Annotated in this window: 35 protein-coding genes; 9 read left to right on the top strand and 26 right to left on the bottom strand. The window is 56.8% G+C overall.

The window, feature by feature from the left end:
• Window positions 1-57: 57 nt before the first annotated feature.
• The gene (locus tag AC07OV_RS04135; RefSeq protein ID WP_495091642.1) at window positions 58-561 is read right to left on the bottom strand and encodes a lipocalin-like domain-containing protein; all 504 of its coding nucleotides are present in this window, start codon (window positions 559-561) and stop codon (window positions 58-60) included.
• Window positions 562-811: 250 nt separating this feature from the next.
• On the opposite strand from AC07OV_RS04135, the gene AC07OV_RS04130 reads away from it, so the two are divergent.
• Window positions 812-1303 (top strand): winged helix-turn-helix transcriptional regulator, encoded by a 492-nt coding sequence (locus AC07OV_RS04130; RefSeq protein WP_259171471.1) that lies wholly within the window; start codon window positions 812-814, stop codon window positions 1301-1303.
• On the opposite strand, the gene AC07OV_RS04125 is transcribed toward AC07OV_RS04130, so the two are convergent.
• Entirely contained in the window at window positions 1300-2190 is an 891-nt protein-coding gene (locus tag AC07OV_RS04125) for a LysR family transcriptional regulator (protein ID WP_495091641.1), read from the bottom strand. The two genes, AC07OV_RS04130 and AC07OV_RS04125, sit on opposite strands and share 4 nt — an antisense overlap.
• Before the next feature lie 117 nt (window positions 2191-2307).
• Here AC07OV_RS04125 and AC07OV_RS04120 point away from each other — a divergent pair, with 117 nt between their 5' ends.
• A complete protein-coding gene (locus tag AC07OV_RS04120; RefSeq protein WP_176995982.1) occupies window positions 2308-2700 on the top strand; it encodes a tautomerase family protein in 393 nt (130 codons plus the stop codon).
• 48 nt (window positions 2701-2748) lie between these two features.
• On the opposite strand, the gene AC07OV_RS04115 is transcribed toward AC07OV_RS04120, so the two are convergent.
• Genes AC07OV_RS04115 through AC07OV_RS04105 form a run of 3 tightly spaced genes read right to left on the bottom strand, consistent with a single transcriptional unit; the run spans window position 2749 to window position 5278 of the window.
• On the bottom strand, window positions 2749-3354 hold the full coding sequence (locus AC07OV_RS04115) for a cysteine hydrolase family protein (RefSeq protein ID WP_495091640.1): 606 nt from the start codon (window positions 3352-3354) through the stop codon (window positions 2749-2751).
• Window positions 3355-3367: 13 nt separating this feature from the next.
• A complete protein-coding gene (locus AC07OV_RS04110; RefSeq protein ID WP_495091639.1) occupies window positions 3368-4363 on the bottom strand; it encodes an aldo/keto reductase in 996 nt (331 codons plus the stop codon).
• A 30-nt stretch (window positions 4364-4393) separates the two neighbouring features.
• Window positions 4394-5278 (bottom strand): fumarylacetoacetate hydrolase family protein, encoded by an 885-nt coding sequence (locus tag AC07OV_RS04105; protein ID WP_495091638.1) that lies wholly within the window; start codon window positions 5276-5278, stop codon window positions 4394-4396.
• A gap of 237 nt (window positions 5279-5515) precedes the next feature.
• Here AC07OV_RS04105 and AC07OV_RS04100 point away from each other — a divergent pair, with 237 nt between their 5' ends.
• Both AC07OV_RS04100 and AC07OV_RS04095 read left to right on the top strand, forming a co-directional pair.
• On the top strand, window positions 5516-6031 hold the full coding sequence (locus tag AC07OV_RS04100; protein WP_176995986.1) for a hypothetical protein: 516 nt from the start codon (window positions 5516-5518) through the stop codon (window positions 6029-6031).
• Between the two features lie 226 nt (window positions 6032-6257).
• Window positions 6258-6707, top strand: a complete 450-nt coding sequence (locus AC07OV_RS04095) for an SMI1/KNR4 family protein (RefSeq protein ID WP_495091637.1) — start codon at window positions 6258-6260, stop codon at window positions 6705-6707.
• Between the two features lie 169 nt (window positions 6708-6876).
• Here AC07OV_RS04095 and AC07OV_RS04090 read toward each other — a convergent pair whose 3' ends face one another.
• The 4 genes from AC07OV_RS04090 to AC07OV_RS04075 all read right to left on the bottom strand — a co-directional run bounded on the left by AC07OV_RS04090 (window position 6877) and on the right by AC07OV_RS04075 (window position 9395).
• Window positions 6877-7287 (bottom strand): VOC family protein, encoded by a 411-nt coding sequence (locus AC07OV_RS04090; RefSeq protein WP_495091636.1) that lies wholly within the window; start codon window positions 7285-7287, stop codon window positions 6877-6879.
• 525 nt (window positions 7288-7812) lie between these two features.
• The gene (locus AC07OV_RS04085; RefSeq protein ID WP_495091635.1) at window positions 7813-8847 is read right to left on the bottom strand and encodes a tyrosine-type recombinase/integrase; all 1035 of its coding nucleotides are present in this window, start codon (window positions 8845-8847) and stop codon (window positions 7813-7815) included.
• Complete coding sequence (locus tag AC07OV_RS04080; protein WP_101270851.1) at window positions 8848-9063, bottom strand: DUF4224 domain-containing protein; 216 nt, start codon at window positions 9061-9063, stop codon at window positions 8848-8850.
• A gap of 83 nt (window positions 9064-9146) precedes the next feature.
• A complete protein-coding gene (locus AC07OV_RS04075; RefSeq protein ID WP_495091634.1) occupies window positions 9147-9395 on the bottom strand; it encodes a hypothetical protein in 249 nt (82 codons plus the stop codon).
• 554 nt (window positions 9396-9949) lie between these two features.
• Between AC07OV_RS04075 and AC07OV_RS04070 the strand changes: the two genes are divergently transcribed.
• Window positions 9950-10606, top strand: coding sequence for a DUF4145 domain-containing protein (locus AC07OV_RS04070; protein ID WP_495091633.1), 657 nt, complete (start codon window positions 9950-9952; stop codon window positions 10604-10606).
• Window positions 10607-10701: 95 nt separating this feature from the next.
• Here AC07OV_RS04070 and AC07OV_RS04065 read toward each other — a convergent pair whose 3' ends face one another.
• The 3 genes from AC07OV_RS04065 to AC07OV_RS04055 are packed head-to-tail and all read right to left on the bottom strand — an operon-like array spanning window position 10702 to window position 11950.
• Window positions 10702-10932 carry a hypothetical protein gene (locus AC07OV_RS04065; RefSeq protein WP_495091632.1) on the bottom strand — a complete coding sequence of 77 codons (231 nt, stop codon included), beginning with the start codon at window positions 10930-10932 and terminating at the stop codon, window positions 10702-10704.
• Complete coding sequence (locus AC07OV_RS04060; protein ID WP_495091631.1) at window positions 10929-11624, bottom strand: hypothetical protein; 696 nt, start codon at window positions 11622-11624, stop codon at window positions 10929-10931. Before AC07OV_RS04060 ends, AC07OV_RS04065 begins: the two co-directional genes overlap by 4 nt.
• A complete protein-coding gene (locus AC07OV_RS04055; RefSeq protein ID WP_495091630.1) occupies window positions 11621-11950 on the bottom strand; it encodes a hypothetical protein in 330 nt (109 codons plus the stop codon). Before AC07OV_RS04055 ends, AC07OV_RS04060 begins: the two co-directional genes overlap by 4 nt.
• Window positions 11951-12274: 324 nt before the next feature.
• On the opposite strand from AC07OV_RS04055, the gene AC07OV_RS04050 reads away from it, so the two are divergent.
• Window positions 12275-12673 carry a hypothetical protein gene (locus tag AC07OV_RS04050; protein WP_495091629.1) on the top strand — a complete coding sequence of 133 codons (399 nt, stop codon included), beginning with the start codon at window positions 12275-12277 and terminating at the stop codon, window positions 12671-12673.
• Here AC07OV_RS04050 and AC07OV_RS04045 read toward each other — a convergent pair whose 3' ends face one another.
• Both AC07OV_RS04045 and AC07OV_RS04040 read right to left on the bottom strand, forming a co-directional pair.
• On the bottom strand, window positions 12674-12988 hold the full coding sequence (locus AC07OV_RS04045) for a DUF4406 domain-containing protein (RefSeq protein ID WP_495091628.1): 315 nt from the start codon (window positions 12986-12988) through the stop codon (window positions 12674-12676). It lies immediately after the preceding gene.
• On the bottom strand, window positions 12985-13260 hold the full coding sequence (locus AC07OV_RS04040) for a hypothetical protein (RefSeq protein WP_495091627.1): 276 nt from the start codon (window positions 13258-13260) through the stop codon (window positions 12985-12987). The genes AC07OV_RS04045 and AC07OV_RS04040 overlap by 4 nt, the downstream gene beginning before the upstream one ends.
• Window positions 13261-13308: 48 nt before the next feature.
• Here AC07OV_RS04040 and AC07OV_RS04035 point away from each other — a divergent pair, with 48 nt between their 5' ends.
• A complete protein-coding gene (locus AC07OV_RS04035; RefSeq protein ID WP_495091626.1) occupies window positions 13309-14217 on the top strand; it encodes a hypothetical protein in 909 nt (302 codons plus the stop codon).
• A 1-nt stretch (window position 14218) separates the two neighbouring features.
• On the opposite strand, the gene AC07OV_RS04030 is transcribed toward AC07OV_RS04035, so the two are convergent.
• The 12 genes from AC07OV_RS04030 to AC07OV_RS03975 form a co-directional block, all read right to left on the bottom strand.
• The gene (locus tag AC07OV_RS04030; RefSeq protein ID WP_495091625.1) at window positions 14219-15088 is read right to left on the bottom strand and encodes an adenine nucleotide alpha hydrolase family protein; all 870 of its coding nucleotides are present in this window, start codon (window positions 15086-15088) and stop codon (window positions 14219-14221) included.
• Window positions 15089-15669: 581 nt separating this feature from the next.
• Complete coding sequence (locus AC07OV_RS04025) at window positions 15670-16119, bottom strand: hypothetical protein (RefSeq protein WP_495091624.1); 450 nt, start codon at window positions 16117-16119, stop codon at window positions 15670-15672.
• A 69-nt stretch (window positions 16120-16188) separates the two neighbouring features.
• Window positions 16189-16659: a hypothetical protein gene (locus tag AC07OV_RS04020; RefSeq protein WP_495091623.1), complete on the bottom strand. Its 471-nt coding sequence runs from the start codon at window positions 16657-16659 to the stop codon at window positions 16189-16191.
• Complete coding sequence (locus AC07OV_RS04015; RefSeq protein WP_495091622.1) at window positions 16656-16898, bottom strand: hypothetical protein; 243 nt, start codon at window positions 16896-16898, stop codon at window positions 16656-16658. Before AC07OV_RS04015 ends, AC07OV_RS04020 begins: the two co-directional genes overlap by 4 nt.
• A complete protein-coding gene (locus tag AC07OV_RS04010) occupies window positions 16895-17761 on the bottom strand; it encodes an ATP-binding protein (RefSeq protein WP_495091621.1) in 867 nt (288 codons plus the stop codon). The genes AC07OV_RS04015 and AC07OV_RS04010 overlap by 4 nt, the downstream gene beginning before the upstream one ends.
• 10 nt (window positions 17762-17771) lie before the next feature.
• Window positions 17772-17912 carry a hypothetical protein gene (locus AC07OV_RS04005; RefSeq protein ID WP_495091620.1) on the bottom strand — a complete coding sequence of 47 codons (141 nt, stop codon included), beginning with the start codon at window positions 17910-17912 and terminating at the stop codon, window positions 17772-17774.
• Window positions 17909-18403 carry a hypothetical protein gene (locus tag AC07OV_RS04000; RefSeq protein ID WP_495091619.1) on the bottom strand — a complete coding sequence of 165 codons (495 nt, stop codon included), beginning with the start codon at window positions 18401-18403 and terminating at the stop codon, window positions 17909-17911. The genes AC07OV_RS04005 and AC07OV_RS04000 overlap by 4 nt, the downstream gene beginning before the upstream one ends.
• A gap of 268 nt (window positions 18404-18671) precedes the next feature.
• Window positions 18672-18920 carry a hypothetical protein gene (locus AC07OV_RS03995; RefSeq protein WP_495091618.1) on the bottom strand — a complete coding sequence of 83 codons (249 nt, stop codon included), beginning with the start codon at window positions 18918-18920 and terminating at the stop codon, window positions 18672-18674.
• 508 nt (window positions 18921-19428) lie between these two features.
• The gene (locus AC07OV_RS03990; protein WP_495091617.1) at window positions 19429-19701 is read right to left on the bottom strand and encodes a hypothetical protein; all 273 of its coding nucleotides are present in this window, start codon (window positions 19699-19701) and stop codon (window positions 19429-19431) included.
• A gap of 443 nt (window positions 19702-20144) precedes the next feature.
• A complete protein-coding gene (locus AC07OV_RS03985; RefSeq protein ID WP_495091616.1) occupies window positions 20145-20972 on the bottom strand; it encodes a hypothetical protein in 828 nt (275 codons plus the stop codon).
• A gap of 47 nt (window positions 20973-21019) precedes the next feature.
• Window positions 21020-21877: a HipA family kinase gene (locus AC07OV_RS03980; RefSeq protein ID WP_414892507.1), complete on the bottom strand. Its 858-nt coding sequence runs from the start codon at window positions 21875-21877 to the stop codon at window positions 21020-21022.
• Entirely contained in the window at window positions 21828-22271 is a 444-nt protein-coding gene (locus AC07OV_RS03975; protein ID WP_495091615.1) for a helix-turn-helix domain-containing protein, read from the bottom strand. Before AC07OV_RS03975 ends, AC07OV_RS03980 begins: the two co-directional genes overlap by 50 nt.
• A gap of 88 nt (window positions 22272-22359) precedes the next feature.
• On the opposite strand from AC07OV_RS03975, the gene AC07OV_RS03970 reads away from it, so the two are divergent.
• Together AC07OV_RS03970 and AC07OV_RS03965 are read left to right on the top strand one after the other, a co-directional pair.
• Window positions 22360-22572, top strand: a complete 213-nt coding sequence (locus tag AC07OV_RS03970) for a transcriptional regulator (protein WP_495091614.1) — start codon at window positions 22360-22362, stop codon at window positions 22570-22572.
• A 50-nt stretch (window positions 22573-22622) separates the two neighbouring features.
• The gene (locus tag AC07OV_RS03965) at window positions 22623-23240 is read left to right on the top strand and encodes a DUF8585 domain-containing protein (RefSeq protein WP_495091613.1); all 618 of its coding nucleotides are present in this window, start codon (window positions 22623-22625) and stop codon (window positions 23238-23240) included.
• Window positions 23241-23316: the final 76 nt, after the last annotated feature.

The following is a 23316-nucleotide window of genomic DNA, read 5'->3' as shown; positions in this document are numbered from 1 at the left end:
CCTGCCTGTGAGTGAGTGGGTGGAACCGCCGAATCCCTGGCGGTGTGTGGCGTTGGATCAGTGGGTGCGCACGTAGGCGATTTCGCCGTACACGCCCGGGCCACCAATCGTGGGGTGCGGGACGGTAAACGTGGCGTGCTCGGAATCGACGGTGTAGGGCCAGGTCAGCTTGGCGCCTTCCCAGTTGGCGTAGGTGGCGTGCTCCACATGCAGGGTAATGGTGTGGTCCTTCTCGTTGACGGTGTAGGTGCCGAAGTGGCATTGGGTGCCCACGACTGTTGCGCGGTACTCCTCGGGGGTGCCTTTGCTCTTGTCATTGGCGGCGAACCTGGGGCGCACTTTGCTCATGATCTGCAGCGAGTAATGACCGGTGGCGTCGAAATTCAGCGTGCCTTGCGGGTCATCGCCGTACAGGTGAACGCGGGTACCATCGGGGTTGATGTTGTCCGAGGCGGTGAGGGTCCAGGTGCCTTGCAGGGGAACGGCAGCGTAGGCGGGCAGTGTCAGTGCCAGCGGCACCAGGCACGTCAGGGTGCGAATCAGGGTTTTGCCAAGCATCATGTTTTTCTCCAGCCTTTGGGTGAATGCGAGCGCCGAGCCTAGCAACGGCGCTTTCACCGCACTAACGGATAGTGTGAACGTGAGACTGTTGAAAAACTGAAGCCTTGGTGAACAACGAACCTGTGGCGAGGGGTAAACGGGGGGCGTCATAATCCGTTTTCCAAAGCATTCAGAGGCGCATAAGCCGTTCGGGGTGCCCGTCTGCGTTATGCTATGATAATCATAGTTACTTTTCAGAGGCAACGTCCGTATGTCGTTGAAGAAGAAACTTGCGCCTGAAACCCTGTGCCCGGTCTCCCGCGCGGAGGAGATCGTGGGCAGCAGTTGGACGGTGCTGGTGCTGCGCGAATTGTTCATGGGCAACCATCGATTCGACGAAATCCAGGTACAAAGCGGCGGCACGCCGCAAATGATTGCTGCGCGCCTCAAAGGCCTGGAAGCCGATGGGATGGTGGAGCGCCGGCCTTACAGCGAGCGGCCTTTGCGCTACGAATATTTCCTCACGCCAAAAGGCGAGGGGTTCTATTCGGTGGTACTGGCGTTGCGCGCCTGGGGCGAAACCTGGTGCAAGTCCCCGGGCGAGGACAGGGCGGTGAATTACATCCATGTGCCCTGCGGCCAGCCTGCTGGCTTGGGCCCATTGTGTGAGCATTGCGGTGAGCCGCTGCGGCGGGGCGAACTGGTGGGTGAGCTGAGCGAGGGGTATGCCCTGGAACGCCAGTTGCGCCGTGAGGGCGCCTAACCCAGGCCGTCGGTGATGGCCTGGATCAGCAACTGATTGGCCAGTCGCAAGTTGCCCGGGCGTGGCGAGTGCGTGACCCAGATGCCCATCTTGAGCTGGAAGTCCTCGATGCTGACCACCGACAACGCGTGCGCGTACGGGTTGCCGGGCAACAGCGTCGCCGGGATCAGCCCCAGGCCCAGGCCTGCCGCGACCATGCGCATTTGCATGGCGGCGCCGTGGGTGTCCACCGCGAGTTTGAGCGTGTGCCCGCGCCCGCCCATGGCCGCCTCCAGGGCCGCCCGATAGCCGCAGCCCTTGGGGTTGAGCACCCATTCTTGAGCGGCCAGGTGTTTGATCTGGGTGGCAGCATTCACCAGGGGTTTTGATTGGCTCTGCACCACCAGGATATCGAGGGTGGTCACCCGTTGACCTTCCAGCGCAGCGGGTGGGCGGCTGGACGCCGGCAACATCAGCGTGGCGGCATCCAACTCCCCGGTCAGCATCTGCTGCTCCAGTTCGGAACTCCAGTCGGTGATGATCTGCAATTCAAGGCTCGGCAGTTGCTCGCGCATGCGGGTGACTACGTCAAACATCACGGCGTCCGCGACGATCTGCGTCAGCCCCACGCGAAATCGCCCGCTGGGCATTGCGCTTTCTTGAGGCAGGCTGAGCAAATGCTCGGCGTCGCGCAACAGGCCCACGGCCAATTCGTACACGCGGTGTCCCATGGCCGTTGGCAAGGGCGGGCGGGTGGTGCGATCGAGCAGCGCTTCGCCCAGGGTCTCTTCCAGGTGCTGGATGCGGCGGGACACGGCGGACTGGGTCAAGCACAAGCTCTGCGCCGCTTTGGTCAGTGAAGCGCTTTCAATCACCGTGACGAAGGCTTTCAGGTCCTGGAATAGCATGCGTATTACTCATCATCTTTTCGAAAATTATGCGCTTGATGAATCATGGCGTCGAGACTAGCGTTGTATCACCGGCCACCGACCTGGATTGGCCATTGACCCGTTAAGGATTTCCCCATGCCTTTAGTTCGAATCGACCTGGCTGCCGACACCAGCGCCGAAACCGCAGCCGCCATCGGTGATGTGGTGTATGCCGCAATGACGAGCGTTGCCAACGTGCCGGAGCACGATAAATTCCAGATCATCAACCGCCATGCCAAGGATGAGTTGGTGTACCCGGCGGCCGGCTACCTGGGCATTTCCTACACGCCAAAAATCGTGTTTATCCAGGTCACCTGGAACGCCGGGCGCACCATCGAAGTGAAAAAGGCTTTCTACAAATTCATCGCCGAAGGCATCCACGCCAAGACCGGGCTGCGCAAGGAAGACGTGTGGATCAGCCTGGTGGACGTGAAGCGCGAAGACTGGTCCTTCGGCAACGGCGAGATGCAATACGCGCCCACCGAGTGATCTGAACACGGAAAAAAGGGGCGACTCCTGTGGGAGTCGCCCCTTTTTTTATCCGGCGTTCAGCGCTTGCAGAAACGCGCCGTGTTGCAGGGTCTGGGAAAACATCGGCAAGGTGAACTGCTCGGCGGCGTGCTGTTGTTCGTCACTGAAGGTGGCGGTGCAGTCGGTGAGGGTGACCACGTCGTAGCCCTTTTCATAACCGGAACGCACGGTGCCTTCGACGCAGCAGTTGGTCAGGAAGCCTGCGACCACCAGGTTCTGGATGCCGTTGTTGCGCAGTACCAGGTCCAGGCCGGTGGTGGCAAAGGCGTCCAGCCCGCGCTTGCCCTCGATCACGATATCCACGGGATCACGGGGCAGGGCGTCGGTGATTTCAGCGCCCCAGGTGCCAGCGAGAAACGCATGGCCGTCCGACACGCCTTTGAGGATCCCGTAGGAGCGCGTGGTGAGCTCCGGGTAGCCTTTGGCAAAGTGGATCGGCATGTGGATGATCGTCACGCCGAGTTTGCGCGCCTGCTCGACGGTGGTCGCGGTATTGGCGAGCATGTTGGAGGACTGCATCACGTCTTTGACAGCGTCATGGAAGACCCCGCCCGGACTGGTGAAGTCGTTCTGGTACTCGATCAAGACAATCGCGGTGTTATGCGGGTGCATGGGAAGGCTCCTGTCAGTGGCTGCCCGGGATGGGGGCGTTGGGGTGGATAAAACCCTGCTCTTTCATGGCCTGCCAGAACGCAGGCGGGATCACGGCATTGACCGCTTGGGTGTCTTCGATAATCCGCGAAGGGCGGCTGGCCCCCGGGATGACGGCGGCCACGAGCGGGTTGGCCAGCGGGAACTGTAAGGCCGCGGCCTTGATGTCCACGTGGTACTGCTGGGCAAGGGCGTGGATTTTTGCCACTTTGTCGAGCATCGCGGCGGACGCAGGCTGGTATTCGAAGTGTTTGCCGCCCACCAGTACGCCTGAGCTGTAAGGCCCACCCGCGACAAATTCGGCGCCCTTGGCCTGGGCCTTGGCGAACAGCCGTTGCAGGGGTTGCTCATGGTCGAGCAGCGTGTAACGGCCTGCGAGCAGGAAACCGTCCGGGCGCACGTCCTCCAGGTCCAGCAACAACTCGCAGGGCTCTACGCGGTTAACACCCAGGCCCCAGGCCTTGATGACGCCTTCCTGTTTGAGCCGGGTCAGGGCTTTGAAAGCGCCTTTGCGGGCGATGTTGAAGTGCTCGATCCATTCATCGCCGTGGGTGTCCTGAGCCACGTCGTGCACGAACACGATGTCGAGGCGGTCGGTGCCCAGGCGCTCCAGGCTGCTTTCGATGGAGCGCAGGGTGGCGTCGGCGCTGTAGTCGCTGAGCATCTTGTTGGGGTTGCCCTGGCTGAACGGGCCTGAGCCTGGGTCGGGGTTCACCTCGTCAGAGACCAGGCGGCCGACTTTGGTGGCCAGGGTATAGGAATCGCGAGGATGTTGCGCCAACGCCCGGCCCAAACGGGTCTCGGACAACCCGGCGCCGTAGAGCGGTGCCGTATCAAAGAAGCGAATGCCCTGGTCCCAGGCTGCGGCGACGGTTGCAGCGGCTTCCTCTTCGTCGATTGAGCGAAACATGTTGCCCAGGGGCGCGGTGCCAAAACCCAGGGTGCCGATAATCTTGTCTTTCAAGCTCATTGCCGTTTCTCGTGTGGTGAAGTGGGTGGACTAGTGCTGCGCAATGCGGTTTTCGAGTGTGCCGATGCCCTCAATGGCAATGCGCACGGTGTCGCCGGCCTGCAGGAAGCGCGGCGGGGTGAAACCAATGCCGACGCCTGCAGGCGTACCGGTGCTGATCACATCGCCCGGCTTGAGCTCGATGCCGGCAGAGAGGCATTCGATCAGCGCGGGGATATCGAAGATCAGGTCCCGGACATTGGCCTGCTGGCGAAGCGTGCCGTTGACCCAGCATTCAATCGTGGCGTCCTGGGGGTTGAATACATCGGCGGTGACCACCCAAGGGCCCATGGGGCACAAGCCGTCGAGGGATTTGCCGAGGAACCACTGGCGGTGGTTCTTCTGCAGGTCGCGCGCGGTCATGTCGTTGATGATGGTGTAACCCCATACGTGAGCGTAGGCGTCTTCCCGGGAAATGCCTTTGCCGCCTTTGCCGATGATCACCGCCAACTCAGCTTCATAGTCCAGCTGGCGCGTGACCGAGGCGTGCAAGGGGATCGTGGCGTGATGGCCGATCACCGATTCCGGGGTCTTGGTGAAGATCACCGGAAACTGCGGGGCAATTTCCCCGTCCTTGGCGCTGTGGTCGAAACCCGATTGGCTAAATTCCGCCGCGTGCTCGTGATAGTTCTTGCCGACGCAAAAGATATTTCGCGTGGGGGAGAGCGGTGCGAGGAGGGTCACGCCTTCCAGCGGCAGGCCGTCGCCGTGTGGGGTGAGCCCTGCCTTCAGGTGATCCCACTGACGGATCAATTGCTCCAGACTGCCGGAAAATGGCACGGCCAGCTCACTCAGTGGCCAATAGCGCTGGCCGTCGGCATCGATCAACGCAGGCAAGGCCTTACCGTTGCTGCTCAAGACATTGGTGAATTTCATCGTATGACCTCAACCCATCTGTCGGGTGATGGAGGACCACCCGAGGTGAGATTCAACATACATGATTAGAAACATCTATTGAGAAAAGTGTTGTTGAAAACTATTAATACGTCGATGAAGCAAAACTGATAGGTGAGAACAGGTCGGCTTGACGGCCGTAGAGCCATTTGAGCAAATGCACACCCGCGGTGGACGCGGTAATGGTTAAACCTCTCTTTCTCTTGCGGATTCAGCCTCATGACATTGCGCCTGTTGCCAGCCAGCCTGCTGTTCGCCTGCACGCTCACCCATGCCGCCGAGAACCCGGTTCCCCAGCCGGTGGCAGAGCAGGTTGGCCGCTTGGTCGAATTGCTCAAGGACGGTTTTGCCAGCGGTTATCCCGAGGCCACCCAGGTGCAGGACTTGAACGTAGGCACGGCGGACCAACTCACCCTGGCCGTCTTCACCGTCGAAGGGTTCGACAAGGGCAACACCTACCGCCAATACATTGCGGCCTTTACACCCGCCGTAACGGAAGACGACCAGGAGCACTACACACTGGTGGACGTGATGCACATCGGCGGCGACGGCTGGCGCGCCGTCGAAACGCTGGACGCCAAATGGGTGAAGGACCCGGCACACAAGCGAGCGCTCATCGACATCCCCGTGATGGAAAACGCTTCGGGGGATTCCCCCAACTTTCCCAGCCAGCCAGGCGTGATTCACCTGGCCCTGATCGGCGATGAATCCAAGCGTTTTGTAGAGAAAGACTGAAGCACCTGAACTACGCTGCACCCAGGCGATCGTATCTCGATCAATGAAACCGGCGACGGGGCACTATGGATAAGCGGCTTGCGGGTCTTTCGTTTTTGCTGACACTGGGATGGGTCAGCGCGGTTGCATTTGTGATGTGGTTTTTTGGCAAGACGTAGCCTGGGGGGACGCGGGCGTTGAAGGGTATCAATGAAACGTATTGATGGCGCCCGATATGGAGGGCCTTATGCCCAATCTGGAAATGGTCAGGCGCAAATTCGAGTGGTTGATTGGCGTTCGTGCAGTCGAACTGAGTTTTATCGACAATCTTGAACATGAACTGGGCATGACGCTTCCCCAAACCTTTAGATCTGTCGCAAACTTTTTTGATGGCAGTGGTATTTACGTCCTGCCGTTGCATCAAATCGGGTATCAGTCGCCAACGAATGTCCTCAGTGAAACCCAGCGCCTGAGAAAATATGGTGAGCTTTCATCCAGTTACCTTGTGCTCGGGGAGCCCGCTGAGAGCCTGATTGTGATGGACTGCGACTCCAAATCGGGACGCGTGCTCTGGTGTGATGCAACTGACGTGTGTCGTCTTGGCAAGGAACCATTGATGAGAGAGCCTGATAGCTGGGCGTCTTACTTGGATTTTGTTGAGTATCTGGTAACGCAGGAAGAGGCTGATCAACGATAGACGCACGCCAACGGAGTACCGTCGTCGTTTCAGCTCGGCCAGGCACGTTTGATGAGCGGCGGCATACCTGACCAGTAGCAAACAACGTCGATTTTCTTTTGACCCAGTGTTTTGGCCGACACAAAAAAGCCCGCGCTTGGCGGCTTGAATCGAGCACTGGGCGTCGCGCTTACGCAGGCAAGTGCAAATCGCCACGATGGACTATGTGCACTTTATTGCCATCCGGGTCACGCAGGTACGCGCCATAATAGCCGTCGCCATAATGCGGGCGTAGCCCTGGTTGACCCGCATCGACACCGCCAGCACGAAGGCCTGCGGCGTAGGCTGCGTCGACAGAGTCTGGATGTGGTGCGCAGAAAGCCACCATGCTGCCATTTCCCGCGATGGCCTCTTTGAGATCGTAAGGGCAGTAAACATAAAAGCGTGGCAGGGGGCTGTTGGGTTTAACCCAGCATGCGGCAAGAGGCCCTCCATCCGGTGTTACAACCCGGCGGCATAGCCCCAGAGGGATCAGCACCGCGTCATAGAAGGTAGCGGCTTTATCAAGATCGTTTGTCCCAACGGTTACGTGACTGAACATCCTGTGTTCCTACTGACGAAGGCGAGGGGCTATCGTGTCATTTTGCAGGGTGGCGCGTACAGCCGTCGTTGTGCGCGCCCAGGCAAGACAAGGTCAACAGGCTGCCCTTGCAGCCCTTCGTCAGCTCCCGACCGGGAATGCTACGCGGCACACATGAGTGGTTGAGAAGATACTTCTTCGAGTGAAGGCATTATCTAGGGGCGATCAGGCGGATTTTGATAGCAGCGGTAGGGTTTGTGTTCGATCGGCAGGACGCCGGGATGGGTGAGTTGCGCAGCTGCGCCCAAAATTGCGGAGCACAAAAGATAAGGGCCTGCATGAAGTTCATCATGCAAGCCCTTGATATCTATGGTGCCCGAAGCCGGAATCGAACCGGCACGCCCTTACGAGCGGGGGATTTTAAGTCCGAGGGTAAGTTGTTTTAAATCAATAGCTTGGAGTTATTTTCGGTCCGCAATAGTTCTGCGATGACTCGCTTCGAGGCCTTTGTTTACAAGGGGGCTATTTGAATTGCGGAACGGATTTTTACTTGGTTGGGAGCACTTTCAGCCCCTTACGGCGTCGGATGTACTGCTCTGTCATGCCGACAGTTGTGTGCCCCAACTGGTCACGCGCGTCACGAATGCTTCCTGTTGATTCCTCTTTGTCCGTAGCAGCTTTTGCGCGCAAGTCGCGCATTTGGAAAGCGGACTTTTCAATTCCAGCCTTGAGCCTTGCCGCGTCAAATCTCCCCCTCAGCATGCTTGCTGTCATCGGCTGGCCATTGTCCATTACGACTAGCCTGGTTGATCGAATCTTGTGCCCCTTCTTCCTTTCCATGATCCGATCGATTACGACCTTTAGCTCTCCGACCACCTCAATGCGCCTTTTGGCGCTGGTCTTTCCTTGCTTGATCAGCAGTTGGCCGTCCAGCAAGTCGCGCTCATCCATTTTGAGCGTGTCACCTATACGCTGGGCGGTTAGGTAGAACAGGTCCAGCGCGTCTTTGAGCGGCTGATCGGCATGCAAGTAAACGGATGCGAACATCTCGTCCTCGACGTAGGTGTCCCGGCCTGTTTCTTTGTTCCCTTTGATGCCCGAACACGGGTTGGCGAGTGATGTGTAACCGCTCTGCCTGGCGAAGTTCCAGATCGCGCTTAGCAACGCTTTCTCCCTATTTGCTCGCACCTTCGCAGTCTTAGAACGGTAACGCAGGTATTGAACAACGTGCTTTGGCTCTATTGCCTCAAGCGGGCCAGGAGGGTCATTGAAGAAAATTAGAAGTTGTTTCAGCTCGCGAGTGTTGTCCTTCTGTGTGTTCGCTGATTTAGTGGGCACTACCTCTTCCATGTACTTGTTTGCGACGTACTCAAATGTCAGTACGGCGCCGACCAGTGCGCTGGCTGCTCGGCTCTTTTCGAGTCGGGCGTATTCAACGATGGCCGCGCCGTAGTCAGAACCCAGCGCGATCTCCTTTCTCGGTTTGTCGCCTGCGTCGTAGTAGTAATAAACCCTTCCCCCGGGGCGCAGTCGCTTTCTCAGCCGGGGGATGCTGCCGGGGTTAGTGGGTCGTCGTGCCATTTACTGAATTCCCATCCTTGGTTGCCATTCGGCCTTTTCGGGCTTTCGATCTTTTGGGCTGGCCAGCAGCGATGCCGATATTACGCATGGCCAACCGTTGCGCTTGATGGTGTGGCGTATGCCGTTTCGAGATAGGACTCGAATCTGGCCGGCCTTGGTTCTAGCGCCGGTAAGTTCGCAAACATCTTCGTGCGACAGGAACTGAATTCCGTCCATATCTACCTCCAACCGCCTGCTTTGGGCGGTGCCTTGTCGTTGCTCAAGAGTTGTCCTTGTCGCGCTGGGCGACAGAGGGTGGGTTAGGTCGGGAGAAGGCCTTTGGCTTTCGCTTCGTGCCGGCATTTCTCCCGGAACAGTCGCGCGGATTCCAGCGCCTGCTGCTTGGTGGAGGCCTTCCAGGTCGGGCCGACTTGCACGAACTTTCCACGCAGCTTTCCGCACCAGTGATTGACGAAGTTGCCGTTTTCGATCTGGCTGATGATCCCCGCAGTGGCTTTGGGCGCTGTCGCGTAATCGACCAGCTTTTGGTCGTAGGTCATTTCAGGCATAGGAATACCTAGCCCGCCGCTCACCGGCGGGCATGTAAGGGTATGGAGTGGAGTGGAGTGGAGTGGAGTGGAGTGGTGGCCTACGGCCCCCGTATCTATGGTTGGAAGAAGGAGAAGGTCTGCTCTTTAGTCCATTGGTCGTGCGCGTGTCTCATCATCTGGATGCCCCAATTGCTCACGAATATCGAAGGCACATCCTTTTCCTAAAGTTCGAGTGGGGGCGCCCAAACGACAAAAGTCCTCGGTCGGTAACCGTGGTCGAGCCCGCGCCTATCAGCGGGCTAGGCGAAGTTGCTGCTGACCTGTACGGCCCCTGGGATGATTACCAGTCGGCGATATCGGAAGCGATGTCCGCAGCCGAGAGATGGGTCGACAGCTAGTTGCCCTGATCCCGCTCATCGGCAGGCATGTATGGGGATTAAAAAGGGCGGAGCAGCGACACAACAATTACACGATCTGAGGTTAACGGCCCAAAACCACTATTTCGCTATACGTCTGGCTGAACTCTGAAGAACTCTCTAAGATTCAAGGGTTAAATCTACGAGAATAGAATTATGAGTCGTAACTACACAGCGCCGGTATATCGCTCGGACAGCTTTACCTGCCCTCGTTGCGGTGCGTTTTCAGCTATGAAATGGAATCACCTACTGCTGACCCCAAATGAGTATTCGCCGGTAAGTCTTTCGGTTTGTCACGGCTGCAAGCAGCCGAGTGTCTGGTTGGGAGAGGAAAAATCTAACTCGGCAACGAAAACGCTAGGAACTCTCTTGAATCCGAAGGATAAGCTTATTTATCCAGACGCATGCATCGCCCCCATGGCTGAGGCGGATATGCCAGATAGTATAAAGGTTGACTTTGAAGAGGCGCGCCAAGTTTATAAATGCTCGCCGCGCGCATCTGCCGCATTGCTTAGGCTCTGCGTTCAAAAGCTGTGTCAAGAGCTGCTTGGAAAGAAAGGAGATATTCACAAACAGATTGGAGAGCTGGTTGAAAAAGGTCTTCCCTCAAGAGTTTTGAAGGCGTTTGATACTATCCGTATTTTTGGAAATGAATCTGTTCATCCCGGTACTTTGAATCTTAATGACACTCCTGAAGTTGCCCTGTCCCTTTTTACTTTGCTAAACATTGCTACTCGATACTGCATTACTGAAGAAAAAGAGCTGGACTCAATTCGCGCCTTGACGCCTGAAATCAAGAGGAGAAATCTATGAGAGGGTTTATGCAACGCAAAAGTTTTGCATGGTTGCCGTTAATCATGGCCTTGGCCCCTTGTAGATGAAGACGTAGGCGAACCAGAGGGTGGCGATCATGGCGTCACCCCATCAGGTTTGTATTTGGTGAGCCGCCACTTGGTGTTGTTGCTCTGGCTGTGGTCCGACTCAACCAGACCTTCGCGCTTCATCAGCTCAAGCTCGCGGCGGATCTGCTTGGTAGTGAACGGCTCGATGTGGAAGTGGAACCACCAAGTGCAGAACCAGTTGTCGCGGGAACCGCCGGCGCCGCTCATGTAGGTGGTGATCTGCTGGCGGAGGCTCATGGCGTCACCCGCTTGAACTCCACCACCCAGACCCATGGGTTGGCGTCCCAGTCGCCGCCGACAGAGTTCCAGAGCAGTTCGAAAGACTTTCGAGGGTCGGCGCTGTAGGTCTCGATCCCCTCAACGTGCCACCAATCACCGAGCTCAGCATGATCGGTGTAGAGGCGCACACCTTCGGCCTTGGCCTGCTCTTCGCTGATGTCCTGCAGCCGCTCGACGCGCACGTCGGTGATCTCCAGCAGGATGCGGTTGGAGTGCCGTGGCATATGGATGCTTGGCTTCCATTTGACTGGGTACTCCTGGCCCTCTGCCGACTTGCAGTAAATGGCGTCAGGGTTGGTGGCGCGATAAACGATGTGTTCACCGGTGCCGCCGCCGTAATGTCGGACCTGCAGGCCGAACGTCTCGCGCACCCACAGCCGGTCTCCGCGTCGGCCATATGGGCAAGGTGCGTACTCTTCCAGCTCCTTGGCGCACTCTGCTTCGGTTGATCCAAATACGCAGAAGCCATAGCGCGGGTCTCGCTGGCCTATTGCGCTCCAGCGCTGACGATCGCCAACCGGAGTTGCTGTGTCCTCGGTAGGGATCTGGAATCCTTTCACTGGCCGGCGCGTGACCGTCTTCCGGCCTTCCAGGATGGCGCGCACCATCGGCGCCGAGAACAGGATGGGGCGTTCTTTGATTGCGGTCATGCTGCAACCTCCCGGCGCGCCCACCAGCAAACCGGGCCGTCATCAGTGTCGTGGATCGCCAGGCAGAACCAGCCTTCTCCATCAGGCCGGTCTGGCTCCCAGTAACTGCAATCCGAGTCGCCGGCTTCGAAATAGCGCTCAGAGACGGCTTCGTCGCTGTGGTATTCGAGGCTCACCATCTGCACCTCCAACGACTGCTCGGCAACCCAGGCTTTGACCTTGTCACCGTCGCCCTCGTCGAAGTCGGGCATGTCGTGGTGAGCGAACATGCCGTATTCATCGCGCACGACCGGGGCTGCTTGGATCAATTTGATTTCTTCAGGCATGACTTCGTCCTTGCCGCTATAGCGGCTGACTTTGAAGGGGGGGAGGGGTTTATTTAAAATCGACCTAGACGAGGCCGTGGGATGTGCTAGAAATGACATGTCGCACATGCATTTCAGATATTTGTTGTTGGGGTGTTGCGTGGCAGACGCTCTATTACTCTTTTGGAGCGGGCCCTCCTGCTGTGGGCTTTGATCGGTAGGCTGTCGCATTTAGCCGCGAGTTAAACAACTCCCTTCCTTTGGGCTACTAACTCAACGCCTTGGCCTGCCGGTCACCAGCGATGACTGAATGGTGTATTTGATGCGGCTCATCGCAGCGAAAGGATGCTCAGCGTGCTCAGATATATTTCGTTTCTACTTATGCTCCCGATGGGGTTCGCCGCGGCATACGATCCTGAAAGAGCGTCGAATAACCTTGCACACGAATATGCAGAGTGCGCAGCTTATTACTCAATAACATCGGAGATAGTTTCGCGTACCAAGCCTGAAGCAGCGAAGCAATTCGACGAAGCCGCTAATCGTGCTTATGTGGGATCGAGGTCGCTGACGAGTAAGAAAGTGACCGAAGCAAGAGTCGAAATGGCGGTCAAATCGATGACCAAGGAACTGGATAATGACATCGCAAACTTTTCGATTTTAATGAACAAGTACTCAGACAGTTGTCAGGAAGCAGTCACAGACCCAGAGGCACGAATGAATTACTGGCTCGAGAAGGAAGGCTGATCAGCCAGCAATCTCGCTCGTTACCAGATCATGGGCATTCACAACCGTCATGCCGAGGCGTTCGGCGATCAGGACTTCCAGACGGGCACCCTTTGAATGCTCCCAACCGGGCAGGGTGGCCACGGTGTCGCAGTTCATCAGCGCGGCAATGTCGCGGCGCATGCAATCGTTCCAAGTGCCGCCGTCGGGGTTGATCTCGGCGGGGTTGGTGACTATGTGGCCGCCAGCACGCAGGTTGGTGGTCATTGCGTGGAAGGCGGCGAAGTTGAGGCCGGGCAGGCCAGTCATGGGGCCGCTCAGGTAGATGCGCTTCATGCTGCCTCTTTGCCATGGCCTGGGCATCCGCCGCCGGTGAAATCAAATCCTTCACACGGCGGACCGAATGGAAGTACTTCCTTGCCCTGGGCCAGCGCTTCGAGCAGATGATCCTTCGCCTCGTCGGCGGTGCATTCCCTGCCATCAACGCGGAACATGCCTTTGAGCTGGCGCTTGCTGAAATCGCGGATTGCGCCGCGAACACTCAGATGGATGTGAAAGGTGCGGCCGTTCGGACCGAACGGGTCTGCTGGTTTGTTTTCTGTGGGCATGGGGATACCTGTGTTATATGCTTCTGGCAGGAGAGGGGCGCGTTATCTATGGGTAGTGTTTTTCGTAAAATTTTTAGAAAGGGCGTGTCGATTCCGAATGTGATCACGCTGTTTTCAGTGTTTTTTATTGTTTTTATGTTGGTTAAGCCAACTAGCTCAGAGCTTGCTAGTTGGGTGCAGGCTTTTGGATCGATTGCAGCAATCGTTGTCGCAGCGTATTTCCCTATTTGGCACAGCAAACGTTCAATAGAGCTCAGGCGCAAATCACTGGCTGAAATACTTCGGGTGATCTCAGATGATGCCACTGAGTCGCTGCATCTTCTCGCGAACCTGTTCTACTGCCCAGAGCGCGAGCGGCAGGAGATGATGCGTTACGAAATATTTCACCGCGGTCGCGATTGGCAGGCTCTCACAGACCAGCTATCCCAGATACCTGTAGCTGAGCTAACGCCTCAACTTGCTAGGGATCTTAGCTATCTAAAGGATGCTGTAAATTTCGGCGCATTCGTAGCAGCAAAGATACCTGAGTGGATGAAAGCAGGAGGGAGTTCACGACCTGATGTGGTTCGTGTTTTGCGTGCTAAGCGCGACCTTGTTGGGCTGATTAGGTCACGCTTACCTGTTCCGCCTGGAATATTGTCCGCCGAGCTAACCCAGACTCAGCTGGCAACTCAAGTTTATGAAATGAAGAGGCAACCCTATGAACCTCTCCTGTTCGAAGACGCCGAAGTGTATCGGCGGTATGTGTGGGATGACTACAGGTGGCCATTGCCAAATAGGGTATATATCCATGGCATATATCCATATTTAAATGGCTTTGGGCCTAGCATGCTTGAACTGCCCTCCCAATTAGGCGGGATTGAGCAAATTGAAGAGTATGTAAAAGGGTATTGTAGAGTACTTCACGAGGAGCACTTGCAAGCTGAGGACATGAGAATCGCTGGAGAATCACTTTAACCTAATCGCCGCAGAAACAATCGACCTCCTCGGAGAGATAGTCGAAGTCGAAATCTGTCTGCTTGGCACGCTGATCTGCAGACCAGGCCAGCGACCGATAATTTGGCCGGTCCTGCCGGAACGGCTGACCAAACCGCTCCTCGGTACCAGACCACCAGATCACCCTGGACGGGTCTTCCTGAATGGTCCTAATCAGCTTGGCCTCGTTCTTCTTCCAGCACAGGTCGCAGTTGCCGAAGTCTGAATCCATCCCCAGGTCGAAGGGTTGGGCTGCCCAGAACGCACCGACCTCATCTTTGGTGACGCCGGCGATGTAGGACGGGCATACATTTTCCCAGCGGGTGCCGCCGCGATCATTGGCGGCCATCATTCGGTGGTATCGCTTCGGCTCGTCGTAGCGTATCCCCATCACGCAGTCCCACTCGGTGTAGCCCAGCGCACGCATGTGCTTCTCGCCGATTTTCACCTTCAGGTAAGCCGTGCACATGTTGTTCGAAAAGTTCGGCAGCACTGGCGGCAGGTTCTTCTCGGCCTTCCGGTATGCGGCGTAATACTCGAGCATCATGGTGAAGGGCTCGCCGTTGCGGCTGGCCGTTTCGAAGTCCACCAGCTTGTACCACGGCGCGTCATCGGACTGGCCGTACACGCGGCACCATTCCATCCAAACGATGTTCACGTTCCAGCGCTTGGCAATCTGGTCGATGAACACAAGTGTTTCCTCGCGTTCCTTGCCAGTGTTCTGGAAGAACAGGTGCACATCAGACGGCAGGGTTCCGCCGTGTGCTTCGAGGATCTTGTAGACCATGTGACCGCTAGTGCGGCCACCACTGATGCCGATCTGGGCCGGGCCGGTTATCAGATAGGGATTCATAATTACTCCAGACAGCCGATTGCCTCGCCGGCTGGCGTGATTCGTTGATATGGGGTATTACGGGTGACCGGCACTCAACACGTTCAAGGAGGCAACATGGAATGCTTGGTTTGTGGATCGCCAGCGAAAGTAAATCCTACTCATGGCGATTATCTCGAGCTTGACTGTCCTGGCTGCAAAGTCTTCCGGGTTAGTCGATCCTTGCTCGCGATTCAACGAGGGCGCGTTTTCGACGTTCTCGCAACTCGACATGCACTAGAGTCAATGCCTAGGCTGGATCACGTTCCAGTTCTGAGCACTGCTGATGAAGACCTACTCCGATATCCGAACACGTAGGACGAAAAGTTTGCGACTGAGCAGACAATTTCTCTGTTATGGGTATTACGGGGGGCCGGCATGGAGCCGGATCAAGGTGAGATATATGACAAATCAAGCCCAGATTGACGCACTAGAACATTTGTTGATGGCAGTCCTTAGGTCAAACGAAATGAAAGCGTCTGCATACAGCGTGTTTGAAGAGGCGCACCTCGCGATTATGAATAGCAAGGATCAGGGTGATCCGCATCAAAAGGTCGCCGCTGTTAACTATCTGTTCCACTTGAAGGATAAGTTCTAAGGGTTAAGGTTTTATCCGCTTCTCGCGAAGTTTTTTGCGGCTGAGCTGGGTACATGGGCCTTTCAATTTCGTCATCAGGCTCTGGCGGATCCTGGGCGAGTGACTTCAGGCCTGCCGCACGAATAAGCTGCGACACCTTTTCAGTAACAACAAACGGTGTCGTGACACACTTGAGCATCTGCGACGCTGTTTCGAGGTCGGCGGCGATCACGTTGCGCAGTAGGTTCTGAAACACTTCCTGCTGATTGTTGAACCCGTGCTGCTTCATCAGGCGCTTGAGGTCGGCCTTGAATACGCAGGCCACCTCAACCGTAAATTTCTCGACGCCCAATGCGGCATCTTTCGCTGCTGCCTTCTCGCGCTTGCGGCGCTGCTTCAGGGCTTCCGCCGTCGGCTGGTGCTCTTCCTCGGCCATGGCCTACCTCTTCTATTCCACTGGCCGGCAGTGCGAGCCAGGTTTGTCGTTTGCGTTGCTGGATTCGGGCTACGCGGCGCATGAATCGACCTTCACCTGGCGCCATGCGCCGACGGCCTCGAAGATCCGCGCGGCGTGTGCCTCGTCCAGCGATATCGCTTCAGGGATGGCGATCCAGCCGGAAGCCACCATCTGGCTTTGATTGGCCTCGTCGCGCAGCTTCTTGTAGCAATGCTCAATCACGTCTTCCAGGTGGTCGGAGAGGTAGACTCCATCGGGCGCCACCTCAACTGACTTGCTGTACCGGTCGCCTCGGGCATCAATGCAAAGCGCACTGAGGTAGATCGTCCACCGATGAGGGATTCCGCAGACGGCCTGGCCGATCTTCCCTGGCGCGATGTTCTTCAGCGACTTGTAATTGATCATGCCCTGGCGGCCGCTGGGGTCGATGTTCACCACCGCGACGTGGTTGGATGCCAGCAGCGACCGGCAGGACCGGTCAATACGTGCCTTGAGGTTGTGCGGTTTGCGCTTGCTCATAGTGAGTCCGCCATTAACCGGAGAGCCTTTCGATCCGCAGCAGTGAGAGCTTTGGGCTTTCGCTTGAGGATCGTTTCAGGATCGATTTTCTGTGAGCGGGGCGGTGGCAGGGGATTGCGCGGCGGGCTGCGGAGCTGGTCGATTTGCCCGCCTGCCGCCAAGTACTGCGCCGTCCGCTCCGATATTGATTCGGCGTGCTGGCGCTGCTGCTCGACCATGCTGAGGTGATTGCTGATCATGCTGACTGCCTCGCTTTGTTCAGTTCAGCCTTGCGGATCTCCTTCGCGGCGACCAGTGAGGGCTTGAGGTTGTCGAATCCTTGAACGATGACTCGTCCGGCGTTATAGGCCGACTCCAGAGCGGCCATGTCCGGCGCGCTGGCGATATCGGCAATCGCGTCAACCAGCTGCTCTTTGGCGCGGTCCTCAGGATTCAGACCAGAGTTCAGCCAGGCCAGCAGTCGCGCGCCGGTATCGGCGCTGATGAGCTCGGGCTGGCCGAACAGCTTTGTACGGTCCTTGCTGGCCGTTGCCGTGTGACCGTCGTGCGTGAGATCCAACACCACGGTGAACTCGTAATCGGTACCGTCGCGCTGCTCGGACTTCATGCCCAGCTTGAGGATCTTCTTGCCCTCGCCCTGAACCGTCTCCGTCTTGCTGCGCATGGTGCAGATAATGTGCATCGAGCTGGTGAGGATCTTGTCCGTCAGCTTCCGGTGGCGCGGCGTGGTCTCATTCCAGGCCGCCCAGGTGTTGCCCCGGAATTTCTGGTGGGCCACTGTCTCGTTCTGCTCCAGACACCCCCCGGAGCCGGTCCACTCATGCGAGTAGCTGTCGATGATCAGCGTTTCGTAGCCAGCCTGTTCGGCTGCCACGATCGCTTCGATGTAACGCTCAGGCGAGTACGGCGCGTGCAACTCCATCGCGTCGAAGTCGACCAGGTCGGCGTACAGCGAAGCACTGCCGTGTTCGGTGTCGATTACCGCGATACGCCCGCCGAGGCCCATGGCCAGGAGGAGGGCGGAGTAGGTTTTTCCTGATCCAGACGGCCCGGCAAGTGCCAGCCGTAGCTTGGCCTGCTTGCGTTCGGCTTTCTTGAACATTTGAGTTTCCTCAGTTTGGTTGGTTATCCCACTGCCGCTGGATGCGGCGCGCGGCTTCTTCGTACTCTTTGCGCTGCTCGCCGGTGAATCGCTCAGGCGAGAAGGCGCCGATCGTCATCCAGTCGAACTGGGCGGCCATTGCCGGGCTCATACAGCTCTCCTGTGGCTCAAGCCCATTAGCTGGGCGGCCTGTGCCATGGTTTGCGGATGGATCACGCCGAGGTTGCTGGCTACTCGCTTGAGCACCACCAGGTCATCCAGCGTCCGCGCCTTGTCGATGTATCCGGCCAGCGTGACCAGCTTCGACTTGCTGTCGGTCAGCGCCATGCCGAGGTGCACAATGCTCAGTTGACGCACGTCCCGGCCAACTGCCGTGCTGACCGACTCGAAAACCTGCTCCAGCTTCTTCTTGGCGTAGTTCGCCTCGACCTGGGCGCGCTTGCGGTCATCGACGGCCGCAGCCAGCTTTGCCTCCAGGTCCAGCACCATTTCCGCTGAGCCGCCAAGCTTTTCGATGCGCTCCCGTTCCGCCTGGCGGAGGGCAGCATCAAGCTCTTCGCGCTCGATCTTGGCGGTTGGCGCAGCGTGAGCGATGGTCCGCAGATCCGCCGCCGAGAGAGGTAATTCACTTTCTTGAGACATAGAGCCTCCATCACGGCATCAGAAGGCGCCGTGGGCGATTTTTGGAATGGGTGCTAGGCGGCTGTTGCGCGAAAGGACTTGTAGATGTCGTCGATACGCGCTTGAAACTCTCGCTGCTCAGTGTCGCTGATAGCCCGCAGAAGGAAGGCCAGGGTTATCGATGAGCGTGCTCCGGCGCTTGCGTTTGGCTTCCCTACGTCTCTGCGAAGCTCGGCAAGCTCGGTATTGATCCATCCGACGGCGGTGTCGTGGTCACGCTGCTGGAAGCTCACTGGGTACGCTCCAGGCTCCGGGCGAGGGCGCAGGCTTCGTTGTGGTTGCGGCGAAACCCTTTCACCTTGCCGGTGGTGGAATCGACGACGTGGAAGAACTCATTGCCGGCCGGGATCACCCGAAACAACGGCGACGTCTTCGGTGCGCTGGAGCCGACCAGGCCGAGGCAAAGCGCCAAGGCCATGTTGCGGCGCTGATTCATTGCGAGCGCTACATCGCAGTAAGCGTGCTGACTTTGGTTCATGGTCAACTCCATTCGTTGGTTCACCTGTATTCGTCAACACTCATTCCTCCCGCTGGTTGCCGATGGGCGCGGGGGAGGAGTGCTGACGGGTAGAGGCGCGGAAGGGGGTTGTTGTTGAATTCGGCGGCTGCTACAAAGCCGGTCCAAAATGCGCAAAGGACTGCAATCAATGTTTCTGCTTATGATGTTTTTTTCGTTTTGGTCGGAAGATCCCGCCTATATCGTTAACGAAGAAAACTGCACATTTGGACACTATGCTGAGCTACCGAGCGACTACAGGAGCAGTCGACTGATGACGGGGTGCTTTGCAAACATCAAAGAAGATCCCAAGCCCACTAAAGAAGATCGCAAGCCTGTTATTGGGGAGCGGGCAGAGAGAACTGTGCGCCCACTGAAGGAGTTCATGCGTGTTCCGGCAGAGTCGCGGTAGCGCGCTCCGACGCGGCCTGGTGCTGGGGAGTACCAGGGCCTCGGGCAGTTAACGACAGGCTGTCGTGGCGCTGGCTGATCAGTCGTCGTCGCTCGCTTCGATCATCTTTTCGATGTCGGCGGCGACTGGCTTCTTCCAGTTCTTGATCTGTCCTGTCTCCAAGTCGATGTTCAGGATCAGGTAGTCGCCGTAATGCTGGCCGGGGAAAAAGTCCGGTACGTAGCCTTCATAGCTGCCGACTTCCTCGCCCTGGGCGTCTTTCAGGCCAGCGGCAAACCCGTCGCGAACCTTGATGTAAAGGTGCAACTCGGTCACGGCGACCTGCACCGTTTTCTGCTGATTGATTTGCATGCTGCTGTGCCCTCGATTGTTTTCCCAATGCACCCGACCGAGCTGCAGTTGGGTGCATCAGTGAAAACTTCCGCGGTAACCCGCTACTGGCGTCGGTCACCGGCTTGAATCAATTGTTCTTCCAGCCGCGGGCCTTTCGGCTTGTTTTCCCGCTGGATAACTGTTCTTGGCGCTTTACGCTGCACGCCCGGGTCAGTTGCCAACCCTCTGAACCGTTTAGGCCGGTTCATCGCTGCCTTTGAATCTGGGCCGGTGGTGATCCGGCATGGGGTGAAACCAAAGAGCGGCGGGCGGAGGCCCTTCGCAGTGGTTGTATGTTGCTGCGATGGATAAAATATAAGTGAGCTTATCGAGCCAGTCAATAAGCATGCTTATATTATTTTTGGCGAGCGAAAAAAAACCCGCTCTGGGCGGGTTTTTCATCCGGAGTGGAATAGGGCAGGTTATGCGTCTTCTAAAATGCGCTTAGCAAACGGCATGGCCGCCTCTGTCTGGTCTACTCCGCCATCTGCCAAAACGTATTCAATACCTGCGCGGTTAGAGGCGAATTCAAGTTCTGTTGAATAGGCTCCGAAGATATCCTCTTGGTGAGGACTCAGCTCGCGATCAGGTATCCACAGGCCGAGCATCAAGTGATCCTTGTTGTGACCGATGTCGATCTCGCGGAGCGCTAGCAGCTGGTTAATGCGGCGGTGGGCTGCGTCACGCTGCTGCGAGCATGACGTCACGGTCACATCTAAAGAGGTTAAGTTAATCGCTAGGTGCGTTCCTACATAGGAAATAGGCACCTTAGCTCTGCCTCCGTATAGAGCTACTTTAGGGTTGAAGCGGATCTTCATACCCTCCCTAGAGGCAACTACAATCTGCTTGATTTTTTCTTGGAAGCGGGTTAACGAACGGTCGCCCGGTTCAACTCCTGGAGAAGAGTCATTTGCTTTGGCGCTGAAGATCGAGGAGTGCGTTAGGGCTGACTGCATGATGGCGGCAAGCGACGTGTTTTTTGTCGGCGTTATCCTTCCCATGTAGACCCCGTCCATTTCCGGGCTCCAGTTTTTCAGTTGTCCGCCTGTTGATAGATAAGCTTGCAGCTCAGCATTCACGCTACCCGCAAGGTTAAATAAATCCTTTCCGTATCGGCCAAAAACCTTTTCGAGCGGCTCTGCGGATAGCGTACCAATGACCCTTGGTGCGGAACCATCGTCAGGGACTATCGCAACGCCCGAAGTGATCCGCTCACCGGAAAAAGTGATTGGCTCTAATTGGATCGCCATCCAGCGAGCACTGACCAAATTCCGTGATGATCGGCCTTTTAGGAAAGTTACGGCTGCGTCAAAGACAGATGGCCCAACTGGAGACGATTGCATAGCAGTGGCACCGTGTGATGAATTCGTTCGCGCAGGAAATTGATGATGTCCTGCCTATCCGTGGCTGGGTCAATTTTGGCGAAATAGCCATCCTGGTCAAGCTCATCCAGGCAGAGTGACGCACATTTGTTAACTAGCCCATGGGCCTTTTTGAGAATCCTGTTTCGTACCGCTTCATCCCATTCAGCGACGCTATGGTCTACCAAAAGATTTCTCACCTCAATGGCAGGATCGTCTAGGCCCCACATGTCCCAGTAGGTCCCGGTCAACGATCTTCCATGGTCGATCAGCCAGAACTCTTGCTTTCCAGGAGCATAGATAATGTTGCCTTGATGGCGATCATCATTAGCCACGAATTCGTCAAGCGCGATTGTTCCATCCAGGTCAAATTGACTATGTACGGCTTTAGCGAAGGCATGCGTTGGATTACGCATTGCACGTTCAAGGCTATAACTGCGCGTTCCGGCTTGCTGACTCGCAAAACAAACCATTACTCCACGACCAGAAAATGAAGATTCGAATTCTTCTAAGTCTGCGGTATCAAGCAAAACCACAAAGGGTCTAGGAATCTTCATGCCCAAAGCCCGCCCCACTTGAGCGGTAGTCAATTCAGCAATAATTCTTCGAGGGTCAAGGCTTAGCTTAACGTAACCAGTGACAGTCTCACCGGAGTCGCTCAGTAATTCGGCTTTGTAGGTCTCGCCGTCACTGCCCTCGCCAATACGGCCAAGGATGGTCGTGACATCGGCATGGCCAATTGGCTCAAGGCTTGTCTTTGTTGAGTTCTTCAAAGCGGGCAGCAATCCCTTCAAGTAATACTAGATCCGTCTCTTTAAGCCGTCCGGCGATAGCGGCTTGTTCAATTCGCTGAATTGCCGCCAGGCTTCGCGGAGTAACGATGCCTCCAAGGTTCTGGACAGCTTTAAACGCTATAGAGTCAAAATTGCTCTCTTGACCATCCAGGCTAATGCCTAGCTCGCCCGTGTCCTCTTCACTGCCCGTCATCGGCCCAATTTCGTCGGAAAGCCATATCGAATTCACGCCGCATACGTGGGCAATTTTCGATAAATGGGCGCTTTGCAGATTTTTTCCCGTTTCGAGTTGAGAAATTACAGGTTGCTCAACGCCAACCTTCAGCGCCAGAGCGCGCTGGGTCAATTTTGCGTGTCGGCGGGCATCTTTTATGCGTTCGGCGAGCGTAGTCATGGTCGCAAATCTATAAGTTCGCTTATGCGCTTGCAAATAAGCCTCCTTCTTCATAGGATATAAGCAGGCTTATCAGGAGGGTTCTCACATGACCCCTATCGAAAGGCTCGTCGACTTCTTCGGCGGGCAAACCAAAACCGCTTCAGCGCTCGACGTATCCCAAGCAGCAGTTTCGTACTGGGTCGCCGGGATTCACCCGATGCGTGCAGAAAAAGCTTTCAAGGCTGAAGAGTTGACCGGCGGAAAGATCACTGCGCGTGAGCTTTGCATGCCCCAGAAGGACTCCCGATCCGCCGCATGACATCCCAGTCCGCCGTTCCATTGAAGCCAGATTAGAAGAGAGCAGTCCCCATGCAAACGTCCAGTTCCAGACACACCGTACAAACCCGTGATCAGGTGCTGGTCGCCCACGCTGCAAACCAGATCGCGCGCACCAGCCTCAGCCAGGACGACTTCGCCCAGGCGCTGAGCCGCGAAATCTATCTGACTGTGCCGCCAGAGAGGATCCGGGATGCGAAAGTCCCGGACTTTGAAGAACTGGCCCGCCAAAACGATGTTGCCGAATTCGTTAAGGCGACTGGCCGCTGGCTCAAGCGTGTTCAGCGCTGGCTGTCCTTCGATCAGGAAATGCCGTCCTGGCTGGAAGAGTCGTGGGTCAACGCCCTTGAACCTGAATTCCGCGACCACTGCGTAAACGAGTTGGCAAGCCGCCACGGCCTGACCGGCGCCCGCCAGATGACCAGCGACCAATGTGCGAACAAAAGCTTCGGTGCTCTGATACGCGCGCTAGGCGATGTGATCGACACCGGCAGCGAAGTGTTTGATGACCAGGTGATGTGCGAACTGGATCTGCCGCACTTGCCAGCGTTCGCCAAGCAGTGCCGCCAGGTTGAAGCAAAGGCGGGGGAGCTGGGGCGTCGTGCGGAGCAGTTGCTCGCTGGGGCGCGGCCACTGAAATCCATCGCCTGAACTTCAGACACAAAAAAGCCGACGTACGAGGTCGGCTGATTCGATAACACTTTCTGAGGCCGAGTATATGCAAAGC

The organism is Pseudomonas sp. GW821-FHT09A09, from assembly GCF_059418405.1.
This window is presented reverse-complemented; position numbering and strand designations above follow the sequence as displayed.